The sequence below is a fragment of the Brevundimonas sp. UBA4553 genome (assembly GCF_002387245.1).
In the GTDB taxonomy this organism is placed as follows: Bacteria; Pseudomonadota; Alphaproteobacteria; order Caulobacterales; family Caulobacteraceae; genus Brevundimonas.
Map to the genome: position 1 here is coordinate 42,643 of NZ_DGLD01000021.1, position 14,266 is coordinate 56,908.

19 protein-coding genes and 1 tRNA gene are annotated in these 14,266 nt (G+C 67.4%); 11 read left to right on the top strand and 9 right to left on the bottom strand.

Going from position 1 to position 14,266, the window contains the following annotated elements; translation table 11 throughout:
* The first annotated feature begins 113 nt into the window (after nt 1-113).
* Together B4A39_RS15295 and B4A39_RS15300 are read left to right on the top strand one after the other, a co-directional pair.
* A complete protein-coding gene (locus tag B4A39_RS15295) occupies nt 114-251 on the top strand; it encodes a hypothetical protein (RefSeq protein ID WP_292037440.1) in 138 nt (45 codons plus the stop codon).
* Nucleotides 217-1,824, top strand: a complete 1,608-nt coding sequence (locus B4A39_RS15300) for an ABC-F family ATP-binding cassette domain-containing protein (protein ID WP_292037441.1) — start codon at nt 217-219, stop codon at nt 1,822-1,824. Before B4A39_RS15295 ends, B4A39_RS15300 begins: the two co-directional genes overlap by 35 nt.
* A gap of 298 nt (nt 1,825-2,122) precedes the next feature.
* Here B4A39_RS15300 and B4A39_RS15305 read toward each other — a convergent pair whose 3' ends face one another.
* The 4 genes from B4A39_RS15305 to B4A39_RS15320 are packed head-to-tail and all read right to left on the bottom strand — an operon-like array spanning nt 2,123 to nt 5,618.
* Nucleotides 2,123-3,712: an EAL domain-containing protein gene (locus B4A39_RS15305; RefSeq protein ID WP_292037442.1), complete on the bottom strand. Its 1,590-nt coding sequence runs from the start codon at nt 3,710-3,712 to the stop codon at nt 2,123-2,125.
* 54 nt (nt 3,713-3,766) lie between these two features.
* On the bottom strand, nt 3,767-4,207 hold the full coding sequence (locus B4A39_RS15310; RefSeq protein WP_292037443.1) for a flagellar basal-body protein FlbY: 441 nt from the start codon (nt 4,205-4,207) through the stop codon (nt 3,767-3,769).
* The gene (locus tag B4A39_RS15315) at nt 4,204-4,500 is read right to left on the bottom strand and encodes a rod-binding protein (protein WP_409449556.1); all 297 of its coding nucleotides are present in this window, start codon (nt 4,498-4,500) and stop codon (nt 4,204-4,206) included. Before B4A39_RS15315 ends, B4A39_RS15310 begins: the two co-directional genes overlap by 4 nt.
* A complete protein-coding gene (locus B4A39_RS15320) occupies nt 4,500-5,618 on the bottom strand; it encodes a flagellar basal body P-ring protein FlgI (protein WP_292037445.1) in 1,119 nt (372 codons plus the stop codon). The genes B4A39_RS15315 and B4A39_RS15320 overlap by 1 nt, the downstream gene beginning before the upstream one ends.
* A 181-nt stretch (nt 5,619-5,799) precedes the next feature.
* Between B4A39_RS15320 and B4A39_RS15325 the strand changes: the two genes are divergently transcribed.
* The 3 genes from B4A39_RS15325 (at nt 5,800) to gltX (ending at nt 8,268) form a co-directional block, all read left to right on the top strand.
* Nucleotides 5,800-6,228, top strand: coding sequence for a flagellar assembly protein FliX (locus B4A39_RS15325; RefSeq protein ID WP_292037446.1), 429 nt, complete (start codon nt 5,800-5,802; stop codon nt 6,226-6,228).
* A 186-nt stretch (nt 6,229-6,414) separates the two neighbouring features.
* Nucleotides 6,415-6,849 carry an RNA polymerase-binding protein DksA gene (gene dksA / locus B4A39_RS15330; RefSeq protein ID WP_292037571.1) on the top strand — a complete coding sequence of 145 codons (435 nt, stop codon included), beginning with the start codon at nt 6,415-6,417 and terminating at the stop codon, nt 6,847-6,849.
* Nucleotides 6,850-6,933: 84 nt separating this feature from the next.
* Complete coding sequence (gene gltX, locus B4A39_RS15335) at nt 6,934-8,268, top strand: glutamate--tRNA ligase (protein WP_292037447.1); 1,335 nt, start codon at nt 6,934-6,936, stop codon at nt 8,266-8,268.
* A gap of 79 nt (nt 8,269-8,347) precedes the next feature.
* Here the strand turns inward: gltX and B4A39_RS15340 are convergent, their stop codons facing one another.
* Together B4A39_RS15340 and B4A39_RS15345 are read right to left on the bottom strand one after the other, a co-directional pair.
* On the bottom strand, nt 8,348-8,644 hold the full coding sequence (locus B4A39_RS15340; protein ID WP_292037448.1) for a CC_3452 family protein: 297 nt from the start codon (nt 8,642-8,644) through the stop codon (nt 8,348-8,350).
* 116 nt (nt 8,645-8,760) lie between these two features.
* The gene (locus B4A39_RS15345; RefSeq protein WP_292037449.1) at nt 8,761-9,366 is read right to left on the bottom strand and encodes a TIGR00730 family Rossman fold protein; all 606 of its coding nucleotides are present in this window, start codon (nt 9,364-9,366) and stop codon (nt 8,761-8,763) included.
* A gap of 81 nt (nt 9,367-9,447) precedes the next feature.
* Here B4A39_RS15345 and B4A39_RS15350 point away from each other — a divergent pair, with 81 nt between their 5' ends.
* Nucleotides 9,448-10,188, top strand: a complete 741-nt coding sequence (locus B4A39_RS15350; RefSeq protein ID WP_292037450.1) for a hypothetical protein — start codon at nt 9,448-9,450, stop codon at nt 10,186-10,188.
* Between the two features lie 144 nt (nt 10,189-10,332).
* On the opposite strand, the gene B4A39_RS15355 is transcribed toward B4A39_RS15350, so the two are convergent.
* The gene (locus tag B4A39_RS15355; protein ID WP_292037451.1) at nt 10,333-11,121 is read right to left on the bottom strand and encodes a TSUP family transporter; all 789 of its coding nucleotides are present in this window, start codon (nt 11,119-11,121) and stop codon (nt 10,333-10,335) included.
* A 57-nt stretch (nt 11,122-11,178) separates the two neighbouring features.
* Nucleotides 11,179-11,253: transfer RNA gene (locus B4A39_RS15360), tRNA-Asn, on the bottom strand.
* 110 nt (nt 11,254-11,363) lie between these two features.
* Between B4A39_RS15360 and B4A39_RS15365 the strand changes: the two genes are divergently transcribed.
* On the top strand, nt 11,364-12,167 hold the full coding sequence (locus B4A39_RS15365) for a TrmH family RNA methyltransferase (RefSeq protein WP_292037452.1): 804 nt from the start codon (nt 11,364-11,366) through the stop codon (nt 12,165-12,167).
* 78 nt (nt 12,168-12,245) lie between these two features.
* Here B4A39_RS15365 and B4A39_RS15370 read toward each other — a convergent pair whose 3' ends face one another.
* Nucleotides 12,246-12,575, bottom strand: a complete 330-nt coding sequence (locus tag B4A39_RS15370) for a hypothetical protein (protein WP_292037453.1) — start codon at nt 12,573-12,575, stop codon at nt 12,246-12,248.
* 401 nt (nt 12,576-12,976) lie between these two features.
* Here B4A39_RS15370 and B4A39_RS15375 point away from each other — a divergent pair, with 401 nt between their 5' ends.
* The 4 genes from B4A39_RS15375 to B4A39_RS15390 all read left to right on the top strand — a co-directional run bounded on the left by B4A39_RS15375 (nt 12,977) and on the right by B4A39_RS15390 (nt 14,264).
* A complete protein-coding gene (locus tag B4A39_RS15375) occupies nt 12,977-13,141 on the top strand; it encodes a hypothetical protein (protein WP_292037454.1) in 165 nt (54 codons plus the stop codon).
* Nucleotides 13,138-13,347, top strand: a complete 210-nt coding sequence (locus B4A39_RS15380; protein WP_292037455.1) for a hypothetical protein — start codon at nt 13,138-13,140, stop codon at nt 13,345-13,347. Before B4A39_RS15375 ends, B4A39_RS15380 begins: the two co-directional genes overlap by 4 nt.
* 3 nt (nt 13,348-13,350) lie before the next feature.
* Nucleotides 13,351-13,605: a hypothetical protein gene (locus B4A39_RS15385; RefSeq protein ID WP_292037456.1), complete on the top strand. Its 255-nt coding sequence runs from the start codon at nt 13,351-13,353 to the stop codon at nt 13,603-13,605.
* Nucleotides 13,606-14,099: 494 nt separating this feature from the next.
* Complete coding sequence (locus tag B4A39_RS15390; protein WP_292037457.1) at nt 14,100-14,264, top strand: hypothetical protein; 165 nt, start codon at nt 14,100-14,102, stop codon at nt 14,262-14,264.
* Nucleotides 14,265-14,266: the final 2 nt, after the last annotated feature.

A 14,266-nucleotide genomic window follows, 5' to 3' on the forward strand; every position in this document is an offset into this window, starting at 1 on the left:
AGGGCGCTGTCGCTGCGTTGCAAAAGCGCAGCCGGAGAATTGGGGTTGCGCTGCGAAAGATCAGCACCCATCCTTCTAATCAGCCAACGTATTGATGAGGAGGCACGACGATCATGATCAGCGCACTGGAAATCGGTTTCGCCCTTTCCGCTCCGCTCTTCGTGCTCGCCTATGTCCTCGCTCAACCCAAGCCACAACCCGTCCGCATCCGCGCTCGTGACGCTCAGCAGCGTCGCCGCCCGCACGCCTGACGGTCACACTCTTTTCGACAATCTGAGCCTCGCCTTCGGGCGCGAGCGCACGGCCGTCGTGGGCCGCAACGGCGTGGGCAAGACGACGCTGCTGCGCCTTGTCGCCGGTCTGGCCGAGCCGGCTGAGGGGACGCTCGCGCGCGCCGGTACGGTCGGCTGGCTGGCGCAATCCTATGAGCCTACGCCCAGCGAGACCGTGGCGGACACCCTGGGCGCGGCGGAGCCTCTGGCCCTGCTGGCGCGGGTGCTGGCCGGCCACGGCTCGGTCGAGGACATGGCCGAGGCGGACTGGACGCTGGAGGGGCGACTGGATGAGGCCCTGGCGCAGGTCGGGCTGACGGGGATGGCGCTGGATCGCCTTACGGCCAGCCTGAGCGGCGGCGAGCAGACGCGGCTGCGGCTGGCGGGCCTGATGCTGGCGGCGCCGGACCTGATCGTGCTGGACGAGCCGACCAACCATCTGGACGCCGAGGCGCGAGCTTTGGTGGCCGAGGTCGTGGGGCGCTGGCCGGGCGGGGTTCTGACGGTCAGCCACGACCGGGGGCTGTTGCGGCGGATGGACCGGATCGTGGAGCTGTCGAGCCTGGGGGCGCGGACCTATGGCGGCGGCTGGGACCTGTATGTCGAGCGGCGAGACGCCGAGCGGGCAGCGGCGGAGCGCGACCTGGAGACGGCCGAGCGGGAGGCCGGGCGCGCGGCGCGCGAGGCGCAGACGGCGCTGGAGAAGAAGGCGAAGCGCGACAAGGCGGGGCGGGCGCATCGGGCAGGGACGTCCGATCCCAAGATCCTGCTGGACGCCCGGGCGCAGCGGGCCGAGGAAACCGGGGCGCGGGAAGGACGGCTGGCCGAGCGTCGCCGCGCCGAGGTCGAGGCGCAACTGGTCGAGGCGCGCGAGCGGGTCGAGCGGGCGCGGCTGCTGTCCGTGCCCATGCCTTCCAGCGGTCTGGCGGCGGGAAAAGCCGTGCTGGCCCTGGAGGCGGTCGAATGGCGCAGTCCTGAGGGGCGCTTGATCACCGGGCCGGTGTCGCTGCGGCTGACCGGGCCGGAGCGGGTGGCGATCACAGGGCCGAACGGCGCGGGCAAGACGACCTTGCTGAAGCTGATCGCCGGCGAACTGGAGCCGACGACCGGGCGAATTGAGCGGCCGGTCACGGCCGCCCTGCTGGATCAGGCGGCGGCGATCCTGGACCCGGAAGAGACGCTGATCGAGGCGTGGCGGCGGCTGAACCCGGAGGGAACGCCGAACGAGGCTCATGCGGCGCTGGCGCGCTTCCTGTTCCGCAACACGGCGGCGCACCGGACGGTCGGAACCCTGTCAGGCGGCGAGCGACTGAGAGCGGCGCTGGCCTGCGTCATGACCGGGGCGAAGCCGCCGCAGCTTCTGATTCTGGATGAGCCCACCAACCATCTGGATCTGGATTCCATTGCAGCCATGGAAGCGGCGCTGGCGGCCTATGACGGGGCGCTGGTCGTGGTCAGCCACGACCGGGACTTTCTGGACAAGGTGGGGGTGGACCGAGAGGTTCGGCTGATGCGGCCATTGCACGGCGCCGAGAAAAAAACAGTGCAATAGGTGCAATGGGCGGGGAGACGGAGGTCGCCGCAGGCCACCATGGACGAGCGCCGAAGAAGGCTGGGGCGCGGGATCGGCGAGTGAGCGCTGGCGAGGTGGGAGGACGAGTCCGGTCATGTCCCTGAGGCTAACGCCGCGCGGAACCTGGGCGCGATTAAAGCCGCAAGCCTGCGCCAATCCCGGGAATTCAGGCACGTTGGCGGCTTCGAGTAGGATAGCCGCGGAAAAACGCCTGGCGAAGATCAGCGTCTCGCATGCGGGGGCGGGTCGCCGGAAGGGTGAGATTTGAGGCTGATCATCATCCCCAGGCGTCGACCACCCCCTGGCGGCGCGCGCGCTGGGCGACGGGTGCGATGGTGACCGGCTCGGCCTCGGGGCGCCCGAAGAGCCAGCCCTGGCCGTAGCCGACGCCCAAGGCCTGCACGGCCTGGGCGGCGTCCTCGGTCTCGATCATTTCGGCGATGGTCGTCATGTCCAGCGAGCCGCACAATTCGACCAGATGGCCGATCATGGTGCGAGTGCGTGCGTCGTCCTCGACGCCGCGAACCAGAGCGCCATCGATCTTGACGGTGTCGACGGACAGACCGCGCAGATAGTCGAAGGCGGCGGCGCCGGCCCCGAAGTCGTCTATGCAGACCTTGATGCCCGCGTCGCGCAGGGCGCTGATGCGGCGGTTGGCGGCGGCGATGTCGGCCAGGGCGGCGGTTTCGGTGACCTCGACGATCAGGCGTCGCCGGTTTTCAGGATCGGTCGCCGTCATGCGCAACAGGGCCGCCACATAGGCGTCGTTCGCCAGAGAGGCGCCGGAGACGTTGATGGCGATCTTCAGCAGGCCCGAACCCGGTTGGCGCAGGCGATGGACAATCTTTTCCGCCACGGCCAGGTCGAAGCTTTCGATCAGGGCCAGTTCCTCGGCCATGCGGATGGCGGGGGCCGGGCCGCCCGCCTGTCCGAAACGGGCCAAGGCCTCGAAGTGGTGCACGGCCCGCGTCTTCAGATCGACGATCGGTTGATAGAAGAGCGCGAATTCGCGGTCGCGCACGATGCCGCGGAAGCGGTCGGCGTCTTTCAGCGTGCGCGATAGCGAGTCGGCGAAGCTGAGCTCGGGCTGGGCGTTGTTGTCTTTCAGACAGCCTTCGATCGCGAAGCGCATGGCTCGCAAGGCGCAAAGAGCGTCGGAGCCGACCGCCACCTCGCTGGTGCGCGAGGTCAGGGTCAGGCCCTCGGCCAGACCGGCTTCGCGGACCTCGGCGTCGAGATCGCGTCCGTCCTCGGCGTCCCGGATCAGGGCGTAGCGGTTGGTCGTGATCTGGCCCGCGCTGACGCCGTCGTGCGAGGCCAGTTGCAGGCGGGCGCCGATGCGAGCGGCGACCCGTTCGCTGGCCGCGTCATTGGCGGCGCTGAGACCCTGAACCTCGATGAAGGCCATAGCTAGCCGTTGCAGGGCGGCGCTGGTCTTGCCGCTGAGACTGTCGCGGGCAAGCGCCATGAAGCCCTCGGCGTCCGACAGGGCCGAGGCCGCGTCCTCATGCAGGAGTTGGAAGGCCGAGCCGTCGTAGATCAGGGCGCAGGAGACCGCCGGCGCCAGTTCCGGCAGAATGAAGGCGCGAAACACGGCGCGCCGGACGCGGCCGTCGCCGCAGTCGGCAAGAACGTCCAGCGGCTCGCTGCGGCCGCCGGCGCTGAGGGCGGCCAAGGCGTCGAGAACCAAGGGGCGGCTGGCGGGCGCCAGCAATTCGATGAGCGGTCGCCCGATCCAGTCGGCGGAGGCCTGGCCGGTGACGGGCCCCGCGCCCAGGGCGAATGTGACCTGGGCCTTGTCATCCACCTCGATCAAGGCGTCGGCGGCGGCGAAGGCCAGACCAAGGAGGCGGGATTTAAGGCTCATGCGCCGACCATGCGGGGCAGCCTGTTAAGAAAACGCGGATCGCGAAGGTTTTTCTCAGGCCTGACGGTTCAGGGCCACGGCGCGGCCGTCCCCCTCGGTGGCGCGCCCGGAAGCGCCATAGCCTGCGCCCTGGGCCCGGGCGCCGGCGACCTCGGCGGCGATGGTGCGAACCAGGCCTTCCGACACCTGACGCGCGGCGTCGACCGTCAGGGCGTGGTCCGCCAGAACGGCCTCGAAGGCTTCGGTCGCCGCGATCAGGGCGTCACGGTCTGCATCGGGGATAACGGACAGGAAGGCGGGGGCGGCCTTGGCCTGGGCGGACTCGCGGCGATACAGGTTGGCCAGTTCCTGGGTCTCGGCCATGCCGGCGGCGACGTCCTGGGCGCGGTGGGAGCGGAAGGCGTCGCGCTCCACGCCGAGACGCTCGGTGAGGGCGCGGGTCAGGTTGATCAGCTGGCGGGCGCGCAGCGTGGAGGTCTCGACGTCGGGGGTCATCCGGCCTGTTCCTGCATCTTGAGCATTTCCGTCATGACGGTGTCGGCCAGGCCGATGCCGCCCGCCTTGACCGCTTGCTTGGCCATGGCGTCGATCAGGAAGCTGCGCCAAGTGGTCTCGCCTTCACCGCCGCCGAAGGGGCCGTCGGTTTGCAAGCCCTCGAACATGGGCTTCAGCATCTGCGACAGAAAGCTGGCCTCGAAATCCTCGGCGGTCTTGCGCATCTGGTCTGCGGACTGATCGCGGCGACCCATGGCGTCGGCCGGGAGCAGGGAAGAGGCGGGGGAGATCATCACATCACCTCGATGTCGGCTTGCAGGGCGCCGGCGGCCTTGATGGCCTGCAGGATGCTGATCATGTCGCGCGGGCTGACGCCGAGGGCGTTCAGGCCGTTGACCAGGGTCGAAAGCGAGGTCCCGCCGTTGACGATCCGCATCTGGCGGCCGGTCTCTTCCTCGATCGAGACGTTCGATTGCGGGACGACCACGGTCTGACCGCCGCGGCTGAAGGGTTCGGGCTGGCTGACCATCGGGTTTTCCTGGACCGAGACGGTCAGATTGCCCTGGGCGATGGCGACGGTGGAGATGCGCACGGCGTCGCCCATGACGATGACGCCGTTGACCTCGTCGATGATGACCTTGGCGGGAGCGTCGACGCGAACCGCCAGGTTCTCGACCTGACTGACGAAGCCGGCCATGCCCATCGTCTGCGGGGCGCGGATGGCGACGACGGTGCCGTTCTCGGCGAAGGCGCTGTTGGGATAGGTCTGGTTGATGGCGGCGGCGACGCGCTGGGCCGTGGTGAAATCGGGGTTGCGCAGGGTCAGGCGCACGATCGGCATGGCCGACAGATCAAAGCCCGTCTCGCGCTCGACCACGCCGCCCGAGGCGATCCGGCCTGCGGTCGGCACGCCGCGCGTCACCGAGGAGCCCGAACCGCCCGAGGCCGAGACGGCGCCGGTCTGAACGGAGCCTTGCGCCACCGCATAGATCTCGCCGTCGGCGCCCTGCAGAGCCGTGACCAGCAGGGTGCCGCCCAGCAGGCTCTTGGCGTCGCCCATGGCCGAGACGGCGACGTCCAGGCGAGAGCCCGGCGTAGCGAAGGGCGGCAGGTCGGCGGTGATCATGACCGCCGCGACGTTCTTGGTGTTCAGGTTGGCGCCGCGGATGTTGACGCCCTGACGCTCCATCATCCCTTCCAGCGACTGGCGGGTGAAGGGCGAGTTGCGAAGGCTGTCGCCCGTGCCGTTCAGGCCGACGACCAGGCCGTAACCGACCAACTGGTTGGTGCGGACGCCCTCGATGGAGACGATGTCCTTGATGCGCGACTGGGCCTCGGCCGCGTTCGGCGTCGTCGCCAGAATCAGGGCGGCGGAAGCGGAGGCGATGAGGGCGGTGAGCAACTTCTGCATACGACAGACGTCCTGTTGAGGCGTTCGCGATTAACCATGCGAAGTTCGTGCCGTCGAAAATCCCCTTGAATTTCAGTGGATGGACCGTGATGGCGTGAGAGGTGGCGGCAGATTCTGCCGAGGCGTTAACCAAGCAGTGACGGTCCTGACCGATGGTCCAGTCTGATCGGGAGCATGGATCATGAAGGTCACCGGCCCCTCGGGCGCTACATCATCCCAGGGTTCGCGGCCCGCGAAGGCGGCGGGCGGCGGCTTCAGCCTGCCGGCCAGCGGCGGCGCGGCGGGACCGGCCTCGGCGGCTGCGACCTCGTCGGCGTCCAGCGTGGCGGGCGTGTCAGCGCTGATGGCGCTGCAGGGCGTGGAGGACGCGACCGAGCGGCGACGCCGAGCGATTCGGCGCGGCGGCGGCCTGCTGGACCGGCTGGACGAGCTGAAACTGGCGATGCTGAACGGGCAGGACGGGGCGCCGGCCCTGGAAAGACTGGCCCGCAGCCTGCGCGAAGAGCGGCCGGACGAGGCTGATGCCGGTCTGAAGGGCGTGCTGGACCAGATCGACCTGCGCGCCGCCGTCGAGATGGCCAAGGCCGAGGCGGCGCGGGCTCGCGCCTGAAGCCAGCCCGAAAGCCCAATGAATTCGGGGCGATCCGTCGGCAGGTGAGGGCAATTTGCCACACTGGCCAAGGGTTAATGCAGCTTAACAAGAACGCGGACTCGCGAACGCCATTGCCGCGACTCTCGACCTTGCCTATACGGCCATTGCGCCGCAGGGGGGCGCAGATGGATGAGCGTGAGTGCGATGAACGCATTAGCGTCTGTGATCGAGGGGGACTCGGTCTTGTACCGTCCCACCGACGACGAGCCGTTTATGAACGAGCGGCAGTTGGCCTACTTCAAGGCCAAGCTTCTGGCGTGGAAGGATGACATCCTCCGCGAGTCCAAGGGCACTGTCGTTAATCTGAAAGCCGAAACCGAAAATCACCCGGATCTGGTGGACCGGGCCTCGTCGGAATCCGACCGGGCGCTGGAACTCCGGACTCGCGATCGGCAACGCAAACTGATCTCCAAGATCGAGGATGCGCTGCGCCGGATCGAGGACGGGTCTTACGGTTACTGCGAAGACACCGGCGAACCGATCGGCCTGGGCCGACTGGAAGCCCGCCCGACGGCGACGCTGTCGGTCGAGGCCCAGGAGCGGCACGAGCGCCGCGAACGGGTGCATCGCGACGACTGATCTGCACTGATTGGGCGGATCGACTTGACTTGAGCGGACGGCGGCGCGACCAAGCCGCCTTCCTATCGAGGTCGTTGATCCCCCATGTCCGTCAAGGTTCGTTTCGCCCCGTCGCCCACGGGTAAGCTGCACGTCGGCAATGTCCGCACCGCTCTGGTGAACTGGCTGTTCGCCAAGGGGCAGGGCGGCAGCTTCGTGCTGCGCATCGACGACACCGATCTGGCCCGCTCGACGCAAGAGTATGAGGACGGCATCGAGACCGACCTGACCTGGCTAGGTCTGGTATGGGACGAGCGCTACAACCAGTCGAAGCGGTTTGACCGCTATGAGGAGGCCGCCGACCGCCTGAAGGCGTCGGGCCGCCTCTACGCCTGCTACGAAACCTCGGAAGAGCTGGACCGTCGGCGCAAGGTGCAATTGTCGCGCGGTCTGCCGCCGATCTATGACCGCGCCGCGCTGGACCTGACCGAGGCCGAGAAGGCGGCGTACGAGGCCGAGGGCCGTCGTCCGCACTGGCGCTTCAAGCTGGACGGCAAGCGCGTCGCCTGGGAAGATCTGGCGCGCGGTCACGCCGAGGTGGACACCGCCTCGATGTCGGACCCGGTGCTGATCCGCGAGGACGGCCTGTTCCTCTACACCCTGCCGTCGGTCGTCGACGACATCGACATGGACATCACCCACATCATCCGGGGCGAGGACCACGTCACCAACACCGGGGCGCAGATCGAGATCTTCGAGGCGCTGGGCGCCAAGATCCCCGGATTCGCACATATGCCGCTGCTGGTCGGCGCCGACGGCGCGGCCTTGTCCAAGCGTCTGGGCTCGCTGTCGATCAGCGACATGCGCGATGAAGGCTATGAGCCCATCGCCATCACCAGCCACCTGGGCAAGATCGGCACCTCGGACAATCTGGAGATCGCGACCTCGGTCGAGGCCCTGGGCCAGTCCTTCGCCTTCTCCAAGATGGGCCGGTCGCCGGCGCGCTACGACACCGCTGATCTGGACCGGCTGAACGCCCAGGCGCTGCATGGCCTGACCTACGCCGAGGCGCAGCCGCGTCTGGCGGCGCTGGGCGTCGATCTGGGCGAGGGTTTCTGGGAAGCCGTGAAGCCGAACCTGAACAAGTTCGCCGATGTGGCGGACATGGCGAAGATCGTCACCGGGCCTGTCACGCCGGTGATCGAGGACCCCGCCTTCGCCGCCGCAGCGCTGGAGGTCCTGCCTGAGGTCATCGACGCGGGCGCCTGGTCGGCGTGGACGACGGCCGTGAAGGAGAAGACCGGCGCCAAGGGCAAGGGGCTGTTCATGCCGCTGCGTCTGGCCCTGACCGGACAGGCGCACGGCCCGGACATGGCGGCCATGGCGCCCCTGATCGGTCGGGACGCCATCGTGCGTCGCCTGAAGGGCGAGGCGGGCTGAGGTCTTCGGCGTCAGCCGGACATAAGAAAGGCCGCCTTCTTTCGAAGGCGGCCTTTTTCGTTTCGGCGTTGCGGCTGAATCAGCCGGCGTTGCAGGTCGCCAGGGCCTGCTGGTCCAGAGCTTCGCCCTTGTAGCTGAAGGCCGTGACCGGGCCGAGCTTGGCGACCACGCGGCGGCAGGCGCGGGCGGCGGGTTGGCTGCTGCCGCCGGTGGCGGTGCAGGCGGCGCCTTCACAGCGCCAGGCGGCGCCGTCGACGATGACGCGGCCGGCTGGAGCCTTGGCGGCGTCGGCGAGCGTCAGACTGGTGGCCGGGGTGTCGGCGGCGAAGGCGGGGGCCGCGACGAACAGCGCCGCAGCGACGAGAAGAGCACGCATGGACAAGTCTCCGATATGGGTAGGGCGCACGCCCTTGTGGCGCCATAGTCCGTTTTCTTTGGAAACTGTCAATGCGGTTTCGCGTAACGGAACGACGTTTAGTAACCCACGTTTACTTACCGACGATCATGTTTCAAGTGCGGCGTTTCCTCGGCCATTTTCATGGCGGCGACGGCTTCATCGACGGTATCGACGCTGATGTAGGCGTCGAGGAAGCTGGCGGGCGTCATGCCTTCCTGCACGCTGTGGCGGATCAGCGCGAAGTAGTTTTCCCAGAAGCCGTTCAGGTTCAGGAAGATGACCGGCTTGGCGTGGAGGTCGAGGCGTTTCCACGACAGCAGCTCAATGGCTTCTTCCAGGGTGCCGATGCCGCCCGGCGCCACGACGAAGACGTCCGATTGATCATACATCAGCTGCTTGCGCTCGTGCATCGAGGTGACGACCACGGTCTCGACGTCGTCGAACAGGCGTTCGCGGCTGCGCAGGAAGGCGGGCATGATTCCCACGACCCGTCCGCCAGCCTCGTGCGCCGCACGCGCGGAGGCGCCCATCAGACCGACGCCGCCGCCGCCGTAGACCAGCCGCCACCCGGCCTCGGCCGTCGCCTTGCCGAAGGCGCTGGCGGCCTGGACATACTGCGGATCCGCGCCGTCGGACGAGCCGCAGAACAGGCAGACCGAGCGGCCGTCGAAGGGGGCGATGTTGGCGGGCGGCAAAGACATGGGGCCTCGATACAGGAAGGAAGACAGGGCGGCGTCGGCCGCGCTATCTGAGGGGACAGGCATATCGCTACGCGGGTCAGGATGAAACGTCGGATTGTCGTCGCCGGGATCGGCGTCGCATTGGCGCTAGGGGGCTGCAACGCCCCTGTGGAGCGCTCTACAGGTGATGAAGCCCGTCAGGACGGGGGCTGGACCGCTGCGCCGCGCATCCGGGCGGTCGAGCGCCAGGGGGCAGGCCTGATCGTCCGCGGCGATGCGCCGCCGGGTGCGCGCGTGGTCTTGCGCGGCGATCAGGACCGCGCCTTCGCGGCGGGCGCCGATGCCGCCGGACGGTTCGAGCTATTGGTCGGCTCCGTGCCCTCGGCCATGGTGCTGAGACCAGAGGTCCAGGTCGGGCAGTTTCCAGCAGCGGGACCGGAGCAACTGGTTCTGGCGGTGGACGAGGCGCCGTTGGCCGCCCTGGTGACCGACGGGGGCGCCAGTCGCCGGTTGTCCGCCGGCCCCGCACTGGATTCGGTCGACGGCGACGGGCGAGGGCTGCTGGTGGCGGGGCGGGCGGCGCCGGGCGCGCGCGTGTCGGTGTCGGCCGAAGGCGGCGCGGCGGTCGAGGTCGCCGCTGACGCTGGCGGACGTTGGAGCGCCCCTTTGCCCAGCGTCGGGGATCGTGCGGCGACCATCACCGTGGGCGCGGCGGCTTTCGCCTATCCAGGGCCGGCGCCGAGCGAGCAACTCGGCAAAATACAGCGCTCGGGCGAGGGGTGGCGTCTGACCCGCCCCCTGTCGCCGACGGCGCGGCAGACCAGCTGGTTCCCGGATGCGTGATGTGCCGATTTGGCACGATTCACGTTTGATTAACCAAACCAGCCGATCAACAGCATGTCTTCTTTTCTATCGAGGACATCCACCATCACCGAACGACTTCAGCCCGGCGCGCCTGCGTCGGGCTCTTTTCGTTGCGGCCCGGCGTCAGAGGCGGGTGGCGACCCAGAGGTGGATGGGGTTGGCGGGGTCAGACAGCAGCTTCACCACCATCCCCAGGCAGATGACGACCAGCAGGGGGCGGATGAGCCGGGGCCCGAAACGCATCGCCGCATGAGAGCCCAACCAGCCGCCGAGGACCTGTCCCGTCGCCATGATCAGGCCCGCCGCCCAAAGGACGTGACCGCCCACGGCGAAGACGACGACCGAAACGATATTGCTCGCGAAGTTCAGCGCCTTCGTATGGGCGGTGGCGCGGGTCAGGCCCATGCCGAGCAGGGTGACGAGCGCGAGGGCGAAGAATGATCCGGCGCCGGGGCCGAAGAAACCGTCATAAAAGCCGATCCCGCCAGCGACGGCCCCGAAGGCCAACGGGGTAAGGCGGGCGTGGACATCCTCGTCGCTCGCCTTCGGTCCGACCAGGAAATAGACGGCGATCCCGATCAGCAGGGCGGGGAGGAGGACCAGCAGCCAGTCCGTGTCGACAAAGGTCACGGCGACAGCGCCCAGAATCGCACCAGCTACGGTGGCCAACAGAGGCCATTTCAGGAGCGCGAAGTCGATTCGACCCTTGCGCCAAAAGGTCCAGGTGGCGGCGGCGGTGCCGAAGCTGCCCTGGACCTTGTTGGTGGCGATGGCGGCGACCGGAGGAACACCGACGGCGAGGAGGGCGGGAACGGTGATCAGGCCGCCCCCGCCGGCTATCGCGTCGATGAAGCCTGCCGCGACGGCGACGACAAAGAGAAAGGCGAGAACGTCCGGAGCGAGTTCGAGCATGGCGCGGGATCAGAAGGCGTCACAAGCGTGTCTGAAACAGCGCTTTAATCCCCCGAGTGGCTCCGCGGGTAGGATTCGAACCTACGACCAGCCGATTAACAGTCGGCTGCTCTACCACTGAGCTACCGCGGAACATCCCCTCGGGGGAGGCCGCCGTATAGCAGCGCCTTTTTGATTCATGCAACGGATAAAGTGCAGAAAACGCCGAAATTTATTCGACGGCCTGGGCTAGAAGGCTTGGCATGAATTTGATCCGTGTCTCCGACCCATTCGATCCCGGCATTTCCGCCTTTCGCGACGTGAAGGAGCGCGACCTGACCGGGCGTCAAGGGCTGTTCGTCGCCGAAGGCGAGGTGGTGCTGCGCGTGCTGGCCTCGTCGGCTTCGCGTTGCGCGCCAGTCGCGGTCCTGATCGCGGAAAAGCGTCTGGAGGCCTTGCACGACGCCCTGGAGCAACTGCCGGAGGGGACGCGCGTCTTTCTGGCCCCGCAGCCGGTGCTGGACGCCATCGCAGGGTTTCATTTGCATCGGGGCATACTGGCGTTGGGCCGAAAGCCAGAGCCGCTCGGTCTGGAGGGCTGGCTGGATGCGTTGCCCGAGCAGGCGGTGGTGGTCGGGGCCTGCGGCATCGGCAATCACGACAACATGGGCGGCCTGTTCCGCAATGCGGCGGCGTTCGGGGCGGCGGGACTGTTGCTGGACGAGACGTGCTGCGACCCCTTCTATCGAAAGGCCATCAGGGTCTCCGTGGGGGCCGTGCTGCGGACGCCCTTTGTCGAGGGCGCGTCTGCCGACGTCATGGTCGCCGCCTTGCAGGCGAGGGGCTTCGAGGTTCTGGCACTGACGCCTTCGGCGGCGGAAACGCTGGCCCAGCTGAAGCCCGCGCCGCGCACCGCCATCCTGTTGGGATCCGAGGGGCCGGGGCTGCCGGCCGACGTGATCGCGCGCTGCCGAGGTCTGGCGATCCGCATGTCGGGCGGTTTTGATTCCCTCAATGTGGCGACGACCAGCGCGGTGGCGCTGCACCATCTGACCACGGCCGGGTGATGGCTAGACGTGCAACAGGCGATGAAGCGGGGCGGATTGATCCATCCGCCCCGCTGGATGTTTCAAGTCAGCTTGCGCTCACCAGTCCCAGGGCAGATATGGTCCCATGTCTGAGCAGACAAACATGCGGGTCTTGACGGTGTAGCCGGTGGGCAACGAGGGCGATGTTACAAACGGCCCGCCGTTGCAGGTATCGGAGCCGCTTCCAATCAGGGTCGTCATCGTTTCGTCAGCGTAGACTTCGTACGAGTATGCGATGGGCTTGCAGCTATCGTAGCCTCCGCCGAAGCAGTAGTAGCCCTCCGGATCCTCCTGCATTGCGGCGGCGGCGGGTATCGGTGCGGCGATGCTCATCGAAGCGGCCAGCGTGAAGGCCGCAGATGTGACGCCCATGATTTTCTTGACCACTTTTTCCCCTCCTGGGTGTTTTTGACAACTGGAGGTTGACGGCCAAGGCTGTGGAATTTGAAGTAACATTGTTGTGTGCTGATCAAGTCGCAGATCGTGGCGCGGGCTACTGCGTTCGGGAGCCGGATCGGGCGTAGCTGCAGCTGACGGCCAGAAACAAGAAAGCCGCCCTGAAGGGCGGCTGACTATTTGTCGCGATGGAGGCCTGACCGGGAATCGAACCCGGGTGCAAGGATTTGCAGGCCGTGACTTGTTGTGGAAATTCAAAGCGCGGGGCGCAAACCGACCTGACTTATCCCCACGCGCACACAGGATTGTAGAGGCGGCTGCAAACTGTTTGTTCTCTTTTCGTTCACGACGCCGTAGGAGTCCGCCCGGGTCGGCAACCTCGGAGGATGAATATGGACAGGCAATCACGTGGCCCAGACGAAGCGTTTGCCCGCGACCTGGCCGAACTGGACCGCGAGCTTGAAGCTCGCACCGATCCCCAGATGCCTGAGAAGACCGTCAGCCTGCTGGCCGGATTGATCGCTGGCATGACGCACGTCGGGAGGCCGGCACGATGACCGCCGACAACGACGCCTACCTGGCAGACCTGATGCTACAGCTCGTCGGCCTCGACCTGGCCAGCGCCGACGGGCGCGCTGGGGCAGGGGGCATCCTGCGCGAGATTGAAGCCTTGGCGCCGGGGTCGATCGCCAGAATGCAGGCGGGGCTGGCGCTGCAACGGGCAGGGGCTTCGCTGCTGGCTGAAGGACGGCCGGACGCCTGAGCCATGCAGCCCTACAACGACGATGTCACGATCAACGACAAGATCTCTAGTGACCAGCTTGAGGTCGTCTGCGAGTGCGGCCGGAAGTCCGGTCCCGCATGGGGTCTGTGGCCCCAACAGATGAAGCGGGCGCCCCTGCGCCAGGTCGCAGAGCGCATGACGTGCCGGCAGTGCGGACGTCGCTCACCGACGATCCGCATCAACGGCTATGGGCAAGGCGGCCAGATGCGTGAACTGTGGCGCTGGCCTAAAGCGTGAGGGATGGGCGGCAATCCTCGCTTTCAGACCTGGTCGTCGGCGCAGTGGATGAACAGGGCGGGCACCGTGACGGAGTTGCGGGCTCAAGGTTGGCCCGTCGTGGCGCGATGCCTGACCTGCCAGCTGGAAATGGATGTTCGTCTCGACGTCCTGCAGCGCGAACGCGGGCCCGACTTCTCCCTATGGGGGCGATCCGCGCACTGCCGCAGCCGTCGATGTCAGGGGCGTATGTACTTCTGGACCTTCCCGCCTCAGGCCGGAGGGAAGGCCGTAGAGATGTTCTGAGCAGCCGCGCGGCATCCAATACAAAAGGCCCCCGCTGATCAGGCGGGGGCTCAGGTGCGCATCATCGAAGAAGAATGAGCGGCGCTTCTTGCCGGGCCACCGCTCGCACAGCCGGCACTGCCGTGCTCGAACGACGCGCAACGGCAGAGGTTCCGCGACTCCCCAAACGGCAATCCGTGTGACAGGCTTCACACCCGGGAGAAACGAAGATGTCCAGCTTCACCGACGAAGATCGAGAAAAAGAGCTGCGGCGACGGCAGCGCCAGCCGATGCACGCCCCACCGCTGTTGGTCACCTGCCTCCACTGCCAGAGGACGGTGCCAGCGGCCGAGGTGACATCGGTCGAATACCCGATCTGCACCGCCTGCATCTGAGC

Coding starts and splice junctions, on each gene's coding strand:
- B4A39_RS15295 (WP_292037440.1), top strand. CDS start 114: ATGATCAGCGCACTGGAAATCGGTTTCGCCCTTTCCGCTCCGCTCTTC.
- B4A39_RS15305 (WP_292037442.1), bottom strand. CDS start 3,712: ATGAGCCTTAAATCCCGCCTCCTTGGTCTGGCCTTCGCCGCCGCCGAC.
- B4A39_RS15310 (WP_292037443.1), bottom strand. CDS start 4,207: ATGACCCCCGACGTCGAGACCTCCACGCTGCGCGCCCGCCAGCTGATC.
- B4A39_RS15315 (WP_409449556.1), bottom strand. CDS start 4,500: ATGATCTCCCCCGCCTCTTCCCTGCTCCCGGCCGACGCCATGGGTCGC.
- B4A39_RS15320 (WP_292037445.1), bottom strand. CDS start 5,618: ATGCAGAAGTTGCTCACCGCCCTCATCGCCTCCGCTTCCGCCGCCCTG.
- B4A39_RS15325 (WP_292037446.1), top strand. CDS start 5,800: ATGAAGGTCACCGGCCCCTCGGGCGCTACATCATCCCAGGGTTCGCGG.
- dksA (WP_292037571.1), top strand. CDS start 6,415: ATGAACGCATTAGCGTCTGTGATCGAGGGGGACTCGGTCTTGTACCGT.
- gltX (WP_292037447.1), top strand. CDS start 6,934: ATGTCCGTCAAGGTTCGTTTCGCCCCGTCGCCCACGGGTAAGCTGCAC.
- B4A39_RS15340 (WP_292037448.1), bottom strand. CDS start 8,644: ATGCGTGCTCTTCTCGTCGCTGCGGCGCTGTTCGTCGCGGCCCCCGCC.
- B4A39_RS15345 (WP_292037449.1), bottom strand. CDS start 9,366: ATGTCTTTGCCGCCCGCCAACATCGCCCCCTTCGACGGCCGCTCGGTC.
- B4A39_RS15350 (WP_292037450.1), top strand. CDS start 9,448: ATGAAACGTCGGATTGTCGTCGCCGGGATCGGCGTCGCATTGGCGCTA.
- B4A39_RS15355 (WP_292037451.1), bottom strand. CDS start 11,121: ATGCTCGAACTCGCTCCGGACGTTCTCGCCTTTCTCTTTGTCGTCGCC.
- B4A39_RS15365 (WP_292037452.1), top strand. CDS start 11,364: ATGAATTTGATCCGTGTCTCCGACCCATTCGATCCCGGCATTTCCGCC.
- B4A39_RS15375 (WP_292037454.1), top strand. CDS start 12,977: ATGGACAGGCAATCACGTGGCCCAGACGAAGCGTTTGCCCGCGACCTG.
- B4A39_RS15380 (WP_292037455.1), top strand. CDS start 13,138: ATGACCGCCGACAACGACGCCTACCTGGCAGACCTGATGCTACAGCTC.
- B4A39_RS15385 (WP_292037456.1), top strand. CDS start 13,351: ATGCAGCCCTACAACGACGATGTCACGATCAACGACAAGATCTCTAGT.
- B4A39_RS15390 (WP_292037457.1), top strand. CDS start 14,100: ATGTCCAGCTTCACCGACGAAGATCGAGAAAAAGAGCTGCGGCGACGG.